The following is a 10854-nucleotide window of genomic DNA, read 5'->3' as shown; positions in this document are numbered from 1 at the left end:
GAGGTCCCCGCGCTCGCGGGCGACGTCCACGACCTCACGGGCCTGCGCACGGTCGCGCAGCGGCTGGCGGGAGAGGGCTGAATCCCTCGCGCTGCGCGGGAAACGCGCCCACGGACCGCGCCCTCCACGCCGCTCGCGCGGAGGCCGGTCCGCAGGTACGGGCCGGACCGCGGCGGTACGAGGCGAAGGACCGTACCGGAAACGTCCCCGGCGCCACCCGCACGCGGCCACCGGGCGGCACCCGCACGCGTCCTTCCGGATGTCCGGACGTACGTACAGCCCCCCGCGACCTGTACGCGTGCTCATCCCGCCCGGGCCCACCGGCGTCCTGGCGCCCGCGCCACCCGCGTCCTGGCGCCCGCGCCACCGGCGCCGTGGCACCCCGTCAGCCGACCGCCGCGTACCGGCGGTCCCCCGGGGCCGCGACGTACCGCCGCTCCGCCGGGTCCGCCGTGACGTGTGCGGCGTCCTCGGCCTCCATCTCCTCGAAGTCCAGCGCTTCGGTCCCCGTGCCGAGCGGCCCGCAGGACCTCTCGTACTCGCTGCGTGCCGTCTCCAGCAAGCGGCGCCAGGAGGTGACCAGGGGGCGCCTGCGCAGCAGCGCACGCCTCTCCCGTTCGGTCATTCCTCCCCAGACGCCGAACTCGACGCGGTTGTCGAGCGCGTCGGCCAGGCACTCGGTGCGCACCGGGCATCCCGTGCACACCGCCTTGGCCCTGTTCTGCGCTGCCCCTTGTACGAACAGTTCATCCGGATCAGTAGTGCGGCAGGCTGCCTGCGCACTCCAGTCGGTAACCCAGCCCATGCCGGCGCCGTCCTCTCCCGAATCGAGGCTCCCCCACGGCGGCAGCGGCATATTCACCGCCGCCAGTGCAGGACGTTACGGAAGGTGGGCACAGCGCAACACCCCCTTCGGGCCCAATCTTGGATGGCCCGAACGGACTATGCGCATGCGGCAGATCACCCAACGGAGTGAGCGAACGACATACGTCCCTTTCAGTACCTACGGGACAGTTCGCCCCCCTCGGGAGGGGCAGGAGTGGACGTACGGGGCGAAATCCGGCAGGGCGTACGGCAGTGCGGCGCGCGCACCCCGTCCACTCGGCCAGGAGAAGGGGCCGTCGTGACAGTCGGGAAGAGCTTAGGCCAAGGGATGTGCCGTTGTCCGGGGAATCAGAACGTAGGGTGCCCCCATGGCAAAGAAGCGCGCGGGCGGTGGGCTCTCCCCGGTTCAGCTGGCCGCCAGGTTCCTCGGAGTCAGTGTTCTCGCGGGCGGAGTGCTCGCGGGCATCGCCCTGCCGGGCGTGGGGGCGCTCGGACTCGCCACCAAGGGGACGGTGAAGGAGTTCGACGAGATCCCCGCCGATCTCAAGCGGCCGCCGCTCACCCAGCGCAGCAAGATCCTCGACGCCAAGGGCGGTGAGATCGCCACCGTCTTCTACCGCGACCGCACCGTCGTGGACCGCAAGGACATGTCGCCGTACGTGCAGAAGGCGCTCGTCGCGATCGAGGACTCACGGTTCTACGAGCACGGCGCGATCGACCTCAAGGGTGTGCTGCGCGCCGTCAACCAGAACGCGCAGAGCGGCGGTGTCGCGCAGGGCGCCTCAACGCTGACCCAGCAGTACGTGAAGAACGTCTTCATCGAGGAGGCCGGCGACGACCCCGACAAGGTCGCCCAGGCCACCCAGCAGACGATAGGCCGCAAGATCCAGGAACTGAAGTACGCGATCCAGATCGAGAAAGAACTGGGCAAGAAGAAGATCCTGGAGAACTACCTCAACATCACCTTCTTCGGCCAGGGCGCCTACGGGGTCGAGGCCGCGTCCCAGCGCTACTTCTCCAAGCACGCCAAGGACCTCACGCTCGACCAGGGCGCGCTCCTCGCGGGCATCGTGCAGTCCCCGACCCGCTACGACCCGATCAACGACCCGCAGGAAGCGACCAAGCGCCGCAACACCGTGCTGCGCCGCATGGCGGAGACGCACGCCATCACCGCCGCCGAGTCCAAGGCCGCCCAGGCCAAGCCGCTCGGCCTCAAGGTCACCCCGCAGCGCTCCGGCTGCATCACCGCCTCGCGCGGCGCGGGCTTCTTCTGCGACTACGTCGAGCACGTCTTCCTCACGGACCCGGCCTTCGGCAAGACGAAGGACGCCCGGCTCGCGCTCTGGAAGCGCGGCGGCCTCACGATCCGGACCACGCTGGACCCGCAGGCGCAGGACTCGCTCCAGCAGTCCCTGAACAAGCACGTCTACAAGACGGACAAGGTCACCGCCGCGGGCACCCTCGTCGAGCCCGGCACGGGCAAGATCCTCGCGATGGGCCAGGCGACCCCGTACGGCACCGGCAAGAACCAGACGCTCATCAACTACAGCGTCGACCACTCCATGGGCGGCTCGAACTACGGCTTCCAGACCGGTTCGACCTTCAAGCCCTTCGTCGCCGCGGCCGCCATCGAGAAGGGGATGCCGCCGACGAAGGAGTACCCGTCCCCGTACAAGATGGACTACCCGAGCCCGGTGACGACGTGCGAGGGCACGTACACCAACAACGACGGCGCCACGGTCCACAACGAGAACGAGTCCGAGAAGGGCCCGTACGTGATGAAGGAGGCGATGGCGAAGTCCATCAACACCTACTTCGTCTCGCTCATCTCCGAGGTCGGCATCTGCCCCGTCACGCAGATGACGGACAAGCTGCACGTCGTCATGGGCAACGGCCAGAAGCTGCCGCAGCAGCCCTCCATCTCGCTCGGCTCGTCGACGCTCTCCCCGCTCACGCTCTCCGCCGCCTACGCGGCCTTCGCCTCGCGCGGCACCTACTGCACCCCGGTCTCGATCAACTCCGTGACCGGCATGAACGGCAAGCCGGTGCCGGTGCCGAAGTCGCAGTGCCAGCGGGCGATGGCGGAGAAGACCGCCGACTCGATCTCCACGCTCCTCAACGGCGTGATCGACTCCGGTACGGGTAAGGAAGCCGGCCTCGGCGACCGCCCGAGCGCCGGTAAGACCGGTACGACGGACAAGCGGAAGAACGCCTGGTTCGCCGGCTACACGCCGAACCTCGCCGCGGCCGTCTGGGTCGGCAGCGCCTCCCAGGAGGTCGAGATGCACGACCTCACGATCGGCGGCGTCTACCAGGAGTACGTGTACGGCGGTCAGGTCCCCGGACCGATCTGGCGCGACGCGATGACCGGCGCCCTCGCGGGCAAGCCGACGCAGAACTTCCACCTCATCGACATCCCCGACGCGAAGAAGAAGGACAAGAAGAAGCCGGGCGGCGGCGACAAGCACGACAACGGCGGCGACCAGGGCGACCAGGGCGACGACAAGCCGGACGACGGCGGCTTCATCTTCGGCAACCAGAACGGCGGGCAGCCGGCGAACCCGGGGCAGGGCCGGGGGAACGGCAACGGGCAAGGGGGCGGCTGGGGCCACTGAGCGGTGACGCCGGGGCGCACGGGGCGCCCTGAGCGGCTGCTCCGACCCGTACCCGAGTTCGTACCCGAGCCGCCGTCCCGCGGCACGACGAAGGCCCCGCCCGGAGCAACCGGGCGGGGCCTTTCCGCGTGCGGGGCGCCCGGCGGGGGCGCTCCGTTCTTGGCGCCCGGTCCGCCGCGCTCAGCCCGCCGCACTCAGCCCGCCGCACTCAGCCCGCGGCGAGCGCCTTCTTCACCGCGGCGGCCACGCGACCGCCCTCGGCGAGGCCCTTCACCTTCGGGCCCACGAGCTTCATGACCTGCCCCATCGCCTTGGGCCCCTCGGCCCCGGCGGCGCGCGCCTCGGCGACGGCCCCGGCGACGATCTCGTCCAGCTCGGCGTCGTCGAGCTGGCGGGGCAGGTAGTGCGCGAGCACCTCGCCCTCGGCCTGCTCGCGCTCGGCCTGCTCGGTGCGGCCCGCCTGGGCGAAGGCGTCGGCGGCCTCGCGCCGCTTCTTCGCCTCCTTGGCGAGCACCTGGAGCACCTCCTCGTCGGAGAGCTCGCGGGCCTTCGTACCGGAGACCTCTTCCTTGCTGATCGCGGTGAGCGTCAGCCGGAGCGTCGCGGAACGCAGCTCGTCACGCGCCTTGATGGCGGTCTGGAGGTCGTCGCGCAGGGTGGACTTGAGGGTGGTCATGCGGCCAGTGTCTCAGGTGGTACGGGGAAGCCCGCCGGATTTTTCACCGGCCCCGCGTCTGACACGATGAGGCCATGCGCGCGCGAGTGAAGGTACCCCTGGGCATCACGGCGGGAATCGGGGCGACGGCGGCGGCCGGCCTCGTCTACGCGGCGGGTTTCGAGGTGAGGTCGTTCCGGCTGCGCCGGGTCACGATCCCCTGCCTGCCGGAGGGGATGCGCCCGCTGCGCGTCCTCCAGGTCTCGGACATCCACATGGTGTGCGGCCAGAAGAAGAAGGGCCGCTGGCTCCAGTCCCTCGCCGGGCTCCGCCCCGACTTCGTGATCAACACGGGCGACAACCTCTCGGACCCACAGGGCGTCCCGGAGGTCCTGGACGCGCTCGGGCCGCTCATGGAGTTCCCGGGGGCGTACGTGTTCGGCTCGAACGACTACTACGGGCCGCGGCTGCGCAACCCGGGCCGCTACCTCCTGGAGAAGGCGCGCGGCGCGCACGGCCTCAACGGCAACGCGCCGGCCGAGAACGTGGTGCACAACCCGTGGGAGGAGCTGCGGGACGGCTTCGACGCGGCGGGCTGGCTCAACCTGACCAACACGCGGGACGCCCTGAAGATCGACGGCTACCGCATCGGCCTGACGGGCATCGACGACCCGCACATCAAGCGGGACCGCTACGCGGAGGTCGCGGGCGGCCCCGACCCGGACGCGGACGTCTCCTTCGGCATCGTGCACGCCCCGTACCTGCGCGCCCTGGACGCCTTCACGGCCGACGGCTACCCCCTGATCCTGGCCGGTCACACCCACGGCGGCCAGCTCTGCATCCCCTTCTACGGAGCCCTGGTCACCAACTGCGACCTGGACACGGACCGCGTCAAGGGCCTCTCCACCCACACGAGCGCCGGCCACACCGCCCACCTGCACGTCTCCGCCGGCTGCGGCACCAACCGCTACACCCCCGTCCGCTTCGCCTGCCCCCCGGAGGCCACCCTCCTGACCCTGACCCCGGCGGCCTGAGAACCGGATTTCGCCCTGGGCCCGGAGTCGGCTAAAGTATCGGTTGTCGCCACGACAAAATCACCACCGAGTGACCAGTCGCCGACGACACCGGGGTGTGGCGCAGCTTGGCAGCGCGCTTCGTTCGGGACGAAGAGGTCGTGGGTTCAAATCCCGCCACCCCGACAGCCAAAGCAGCAGGTCAGGGCCACCGACTCACGTGAGTCGGTGGCCCTGATTCGTTCTGCGTGTCTATCTGCGTGACTACCGATCCGGGGGCGGTGGCACCCCGAAGATCTCGTCCATGGCGACGGCCCCGGTCTGGATCACCGGGCGGATCTGCTTGCGGTACACCTCTTCCGTGACGGCGGTGCTGGAGTGCCCTACCTGCCGGGAGATCTCCTCCAGCGGGATGCGCTTGTCGGACAGGATCGAGACGAAGGACGTGAGCGTCTCATGCTGTGTCGTTGAGTTGGTTCTCGACGGTAAACCGGTCCTCTTGGCCACGAGCTACCTGCCGATGGAGGCCGTTGCGGGGCCCGCGAGAACACCGGGCCGGGCGGTACGTACGCACGGCTGGCCGACCTCGGTTTCAAGCCCGTCCCGCTCCACGGTGTGTGAGCCGAAGGCGGACGGGATGGAAGCAGGCAGAGGTAGTGGTGTGTTCTCTGGAGATTGCCACCACCCGCATCGCAGGGACCGAATGACCCCAGTCGGTGGCCACATGTGCGCCCCTCGCTAAAGTGGGTCCGGGAGGGGCGTCCTCTCGACACCCCTCCCGGGTTCAGATCTCAAGAGGTCACTTCTTGCCGGAACGCCTCTTGGGAGCCTCTACCACCGTGGTACGCGGGTGAGCCTTTGCGTAGCTCTTGGTCACGTACCGGCCGGTTACGGCGCTCCGGGCCTTACTCCCGGAGCTGCCACCGCTCGCCTTCTTAGCCATCTCTTTCACCTCCCTCGCATCAGAACCATTTCGGTCAACTCCTATTGTATGAGCCCCCACTGACACCAAAACAGCGGACGAGTCTCCGACCTCCGACCTGCCGCCAGCCGGTCCCGGCCGTCTCGGTTTCCGTCTCATTCAGCCCCGTACGAAGCCGTTCAACTCCATCTACTAACTGATCGCCTGTCTAGCTACGAACGCCGCTGACCAGCCACGAGGGCCCCTGAGAGCGCACGGGCAGACTTGGCGTGCACATGCGACCGTGCGCCGGTTGTACTGACTCGCGTGCGCGTGGAGCCTCCATGCCGTCGGCCATGCGCCCTCCCCCGAGACGTGCGAGGAAGTGCACGCTGGGTTCCGGCCTACGAAGCGAGCTACCGGAGGTGGACGGTGGGCGAGTGGAAGCAAGGGAAGTGCGGTTGGCCCACCGCTGCTGGGAACCGTTGCCAGAACAAGACGATGAAGGGCACAGCGCGCTGCCACCTCCATCAAGGCGACTGGACGAAGCGTGGCCAGGCCGAACTGAAGAAGAGGGCGACCAAGCGTCGCAGGAAGTAGCCCCTGCCGCAGCAGTAGCGGCAGCACCGCTGGCGGCTCGCATCACAAGCGCATCAGATCAGGCGGGAAACTACGGCGTAAGCGCCAGCCGCCGACGAGGATCGGATGCGAGCATCCGCGCAAATCAGCTCAGAGGTCCGGTCCAAAGTGCCGCAGCTTCCCAAGCTGAGGGCCCCTGCGCTGAGGCCCCAGAGGCGTCCTACGGATCGGTCGGCGGCATAGCAACGTGGCTCAGGCTAACGAGGCATACACGGACTGGTGGCCGACGCACCCGATGGCCGTTGCTGGGCCGTCTTGCGTTCCCCTAAGCACTCGCCGACGGCCGACGGTGACAGACTGTTCGCAACCGTCAACCCTGACCTCGTCCCCGGCAACATGCGGTGTGCCGAGGGACTGGCCCTGAGGAGCGCTTCCGTGATCGAAGGCGTCGCTGGTTCCTTGATTGTTGCAGTGGTCCTCGGTGCCGGCGTGTACTTTCGGCGCTGGGTGAAACGCGGTGATCCTCTGACTGTCACGGGAGAGGTTCTTGTCCCCAAGGCGTGGGAGATGGCCTTGCCGTCAGATGATGCCTTGCCGCAATACATTCCTCAGGACAAGCGCACCTACATGCCCATGTACTGGCTGCTGCGCCAACGGGGCGCCGCTGACTTCAAAGCGACGACCGCCAAACTATTGGTAGAGAACCGGACAGAGCAGCCACTCACGATTACCAACATCAAAGTCCACAAGCAACAGGTAGGCGAGCCATTCGGTGCTACATGGGTCAGCTATCCGCCTGCGGGCGCAGCGGGAGCTATCGTCTTGGACTTCCTTCTTGACGAGTCCATCCCCGAGGCTTGGGAAGCCGCCTACGAGGACTCGATCAGCCGCCTGACACGGACCGGCAATCGCCCATACTTCGATGACAACGTCATTACGCTCTCCCCTGGGGAGTCACAGTCTCTGCTGATCACTGGCCGAGCGGAGAGCGTGCGGTGCTCATGGTGGTTGCAGATCGAGGCCGTCCAGGCGGGACAACGGCGTGCAGTCGATGTCGTGCCGGAAGGTGGCGCGTTGCTCACTTCCGGTACTCCCGCTGGAGGGTTCGAACGCCAGTTGGAGTGGAGCTGGTACGAAGGAGCAGATGCGAGCTTCGTTCCACCACCATCGCTGAGCTGAACCTCGCTGCGCTGCGGTACAGCCCTAATCGTCTAAGGGTCTAACTGCGTGGCAACGGCGACGAACGCCGGCGGACGAGCATGAACGTCAGCGGACGATCAACGCACGTAGGGAGCCCTCCAGCCCAAGGCCAGGCGCCCACTCAAGTCGCTTCGGGGCGAGGCCGAGAGTTATGCGGAGTTGATCGGGCAGGGGATGGAGGCCGAAGCGCTGTGGGAGCGCGGGGTGTTGGGGGTTTTCGCCGAGGCGGTCGCGGCGGGGGCCGTCGTCGGGGATCTCGGGTGTGGGACTGGGCGGGTCGCCGGGTATCTGCGGGGGCTCGGGGTGCGCGTGGTCGGGGTGGATCTGTCGGCGGGGATGGTGCGGGTCGGGGCGCGCGATCACCGGGGCGTGACGTTCGTCGCGGGGGACATGACGCGGTTGCCGATCGCCACGCGCGCGCTCGGTGGGGCGCTTGCCTGGTACTCGACCGTGCACTCCTCCGATCAGCAAGTTGACTCCATGGCCAACGAGTTCGCTCGCGTACTGGCGCCCAGTGGGGTGCTGTGCGTCGCGTTCAAGGTGGGGCCGGACGGCTCTGCGCCCGCGAGTTGGCTGGTGCACGCGTACGGGCACGCCGTGCGGCTGCCGTGTACCGGCGGCCCGTGGACGATCTGTGCGCGATCCTCGGCCGGCACGGGCTCATCGAGACGGCGCGCGTCGTGCGGCAGCCGGAGGACCGGGAGCCGACGCCGCAGGGGTTCCTTCTGCTCCGTAGCGCGGGCTGAGTGGCAGGATCGGGGGCATGAGCGATACGGAGCGGAAGCGGCCGGAACTGACCGTGGTGCGCGGGGATCTCACCCGCCAGGACGTGGACGCGCTGGTGAACGCCGCGAATTCCTCGCTTCAGGGCGGCGGGGGTGTGGACGGTGCTCTGCACCGTGCCGCGGGACCCGAACTCGCCCGTGCCGGGCGGGACATCGCGCCGTGCCGGCCCGGTGATGCCAAGGCGACGCCCGCCTTCCGTCTCTCACCGCCGGTCCGCCACGTCATCCACACCGTGGGGCCTGTCTGGCGTGGCGGCGGCAACGGCGAACGCGACACGCTCGCCTCCTGCTACCGCCGCTGCCTGGAGGTCGCCGACGAACTCGGCGACGTCACGAGCCTCGCCTTCCCGTCCATCTCGACGGGCATCTACGGCTTTCCGGCGGACGAGGCCGCCACGATCGCGGTCCGCACGCTCCGCACGACACCGACACGGGTCGCCGAGATCCGGCTCGTGGGGTTCGACGAGCAGGGGTACGAGGTGCTGCGGGCGGCGGTCGACGGCGACTGAACTCGGGAAGGTCAGGACCGTATGAGCGAACTGTCGTCACAAGAGGCCGCGTTGGCGAGCCAGCTGCTCGGGTTCTCCGCCACCGAGCGCGTCCTGCTCGTCAACTGCGACGACCTCGGGATGCACCCCGGGATCAACGCGGCCGTCGTCGAAGCCATCGAGTCCGGCATCGCCGCCTCGTGCAGCCTCATGGTGCCGTGCCCGGCGGCGGAGGAGGCGATGCGGTCGCTGCGGGAGCGGCCGTGGATTCCGTTCGGGGTGCATCTGACGCTCGTGTGCGATGCGCCGACGTACCGGTGGGGGCCCGTGGCGGGGCGGGGACGGGTGCCCTCGCTGGTCGGCGCGGACGGGACGTTCCTCGTCGCGAGTCCGGAGGGGCGGGCGACTCTGCTCGGGCGGGCACGGGCGGAGGAGGTGGCGGTCGAGTTCCGGGCGCAGATCGAGACGGTGCTCGCCGCCGGGCTCGTACCGACGCACCTCGATTTCCACTGCCTCGCGGACGGCGGGCGCGCGGACCTGCTCGACGTGGCGCAGGCCCTCGCGGCCGAGTACGGGCTCGCGGTGCGGGTGTGGCTCGCGGAAGGGCGGCGGAGGGCGCGGGCGCGGGGGCTGCCCGTGGTCGACCACCCGTTTCTCGACAGCTTCTCGCTGCCGGTCGAGGGGCGGGCGGCGCGGTACGCGCAGTTGCTGGCCGCGCTGCCCGAGGGGCTGAGCGAGTGGGCCGTGCACCCGGGGCGCGGCGACGCCGACTCGCGTGCGGTGGACGGGGGTTGGCGTGTGCGGGTCGGGGACCTCGCGTTCCTGACCTCGGAGCGGGCCGCGGCGCTGGTGCGGGAGCACGAGGTGCGGATCGTCGGCTACCAGGGGTTGCGCGATGTATGGCGGCGCGTCACCTATCGACCAGCGGCGACGGACCCCCGTGGAGGATGTGGAGGCTTGTGACCGCGCGGGTCAGGGCGACGTAGAGGAGTTGGTCGCCGCGGGGGGCGCTCGTGCGGATGGCGGTGGGGTCGAGGAGGACGACGTGGTCGAACTCCAGGCCCTTGGCGAGGTGTGCGGGGACGACGGTCAGGCGGTCGGTGGGCGGGAGGCCGTGGGCGTCGAGTACCGCCCGTACGGGTGGCTCCTCCGCGCACAGCACCGCGACCGTTCCCGGGCGTTCGAGGGATGCGCGGACCGTTGCCGCGAGGGTCGCCGCGTCCGTGGCGCGCGTCGTGGTGAGCGCGGCCGGGTCGGCGCGCAGTGAGCGGGGCGGGCGCAACGTGGGGGCGATGCGCGGGAGGAGGCGGCTCGCGAGGTCGAGGACGGGGGCGGGGACGCGGTAGCCCGTGGTGAGTTCGGTGTACTCGGTGGCGGGGCGGCCGAGGTGGGCGAGGTGCGTGGGCCAGTCGTGGGCGGCCCACGGGGTGGTGCCCTGGGCGAGGTCGCCGAGGACCGTGAGGGAGCCGGCCGCGCCGAGGCGGCGGGCGATCGCGCGGCACTCCATCGCGGACAGGTCCTGCGCCTCGTCCACGACGATGTGCCCGAAGGCGGGCGGGTGCGCGAGCAGGCCCGCGACCTCGTCGAGGAGAACGAGGTCGGCCGCCGTACGGGCCCGGCTCGCGGCCGGACGGCGCAGCGCCTCGCACGCGTCGGCGTCGAGCAACCCGTCCGCGTACAGCCCCGGTTGGGCCAGCGCCGCGCGCAGGACGTCCTCGGGGCGGACCTGCGGCCACAGCGTGTCGAGGAGGGTGCGGACGGGGCGGCCGTGCGCGACGCGGCGCTCCCAGGCG

9 protein-coding genes, 1 tRNA gene and 3 pseudogenes are annotated in these 10854 nt (G+C 69.8%); 9 read left to right on the top strand and 4 right to left on the bottom strand.

Going from position 1 to position 10854, the window contains the following annotated elements:
* Positions 1-385: 385 nt before the first annotated feature.
* Complete coding sequence (locus G3I42_RS13545) at positions 386-805, bottom strand: WhiB family transcriptional regulator (protein WP_164285727.1); 420 nt, start codon at positions 803-805, stop codon at positions 386-388.
* Positions 806-1193: 388 nt separating this feature from the next.
* Here G3I42_RS13545 and G3I42_RS13535 point away from each other — a divergent pair, with 388 nt between their 5' ends.
* Positions 1194-3440: a transglycosylase domain-containing protein gene (locus tag G3I42_RS13535; RefSeq protein WP_164285725.1), complete on the top strand. Its 2247-nt coding sequence runs from the start codon at positions 1194-1196 to the stop codon at positions 3438-3440.
* A 208-nt stretch (positions 3441-3648) separates the two neighbouring features.
* Here G3I42_RS13535 and G3I42_RS13530 read toward each other — a convergent pair whose 3' ends face one another.
* Positions 3649-4116, bottom strand: coding sequence for a GatB/YqeY domain-containing protein (locus G3I42_RS13530; RefSeq protein WP_164285723.1), 468 nt, complete (start codon positions 4114-4116; stop codon positions 3649-3651).
* A 74-nt stretch (positions 4117-4190) separates the two neighbouring features.
* On the opposite strand from G3I42_RS13530, the gene G3I42_RS13525 reads away from it, so the two are divergent.
* Positions 4191-5129 carry a metallophosphoesterase gene (locus G3I42_RS13525; RefSeq protein ID WP_164285721.1) on the top strand — a complete coding sequence of 313 codons (939 nt, stop codon included), beginning with the start codon at positions 4191-4193 and terminating at the stop codon, positions 5127-5129.
* A gap of 91 nt (positions 5130-5220) precedes the next feature.
* Positions 5221-5294, top strand: a tRNA-Pro gene (locus G3I42_RS13520).
* 78 nt (positions 5295-5372) lie between these two features.
* On the opposite strand, the pseudogene G3I42_RS13515 reads toward G3I42_RS13520, so the two are convergent.
* Positions 5373-5552: pseudogene (locus tag G3I42_RS13515) on the bottom strand (site-specific integrase); the annotation flags it as partial.
* A 31-nt stretch (positions 5553-5583) separates the two neighbouring features.
* Here G3I42_RS13515 and G3I42_RS37555 point away from each other — a divergent pair.
* The 6 genes and pseudogenes from G3I42_RS37555 to G3I42_RS13490 form a co-directional block, all read left to right on the top strand.
* Positions 5584-5711, top strand: a pseudogene (locus tag G3I42_RS37555) (GntR family transcriptional regulator); the annotation flags it as partial.
* Between the two features lie 1312 nt (positions 5712-7023).
* A complete protein-coding gene (locus tag G3I42_RS13505; RefSeq protein WP_239096428.1) occupies positions 7024-7767 on the top strand; it encodes a hypothetical protein in 744 nt (247 codons plus the stop codon).
* Positions 7768-7962: 195 nt separating this feature from the next.
* Positions 7963-8256 (top strand): annotated as a pseudogene (locus tag G3I42_RS37550) (class I SAM-dependent methyltransferase); the annotation flags it as partial.
* Positions 8257-8411: 155 nt separating this feature from the next.
* Entirely contained in the window at positions 8412-8534 is a 123-nt protein-coding gene (locus tag G3I42_RS38210) for a hypothetical protein (RefSeq protein WP_275405250.1), read from the top strand.
* Between the two features lie 17 nt (positions 8535-8551).
* Positions 8552-9082, top strand: coding sequence for an O-acetyl-ADP-ribose deacetylase (locus G3I42_RS13495; protein ID WP_164285719.1), 531 nt, complete (start codon positions 8552-8554; stop codon positions 9080-9082).
* A 21-nt stretch (positions 9083-9103) separates the two neighbouring features.
* Entirely contained in the window at positions 9104-10024 is a 921-nt protein-coding gene (locus tag G3I42_RS13490) for a polysaccharide deacetylase family protein (protein WP_164285717.1), read from the top strand.
* On the opposite strand, the gene G3I42_RS13485 is transcribed toward G3I42_RS13490, so the two are convergent.
* Positions 9972-10854: ATP-binding domain-containing protein (locus G3I42_RS13485; RefSeq protein WP_164285715.1), on the bottom strand; the 883-nt coding region annotated here is incomplete at its 5' end. The two genes, G3I42_RS13490 and G3I42_RS13485, sit on opposite strands and share 53 nt — an antisense overlap.

Origin of the sequence: Streptomyces sp. SID11385 (assembly GCF_010548245.1) — a bacterium.
GTDB lineage: Bacteria > Actinomycetota > Actinomycetes > Streptomycetales > Streptomycetaceae > Streptomyces.
The sequence above is the reverse complement of the archived record's forward strand: the minus strand, read 5'-3'. Positions and strand labels throughout refer to the sequence as shown.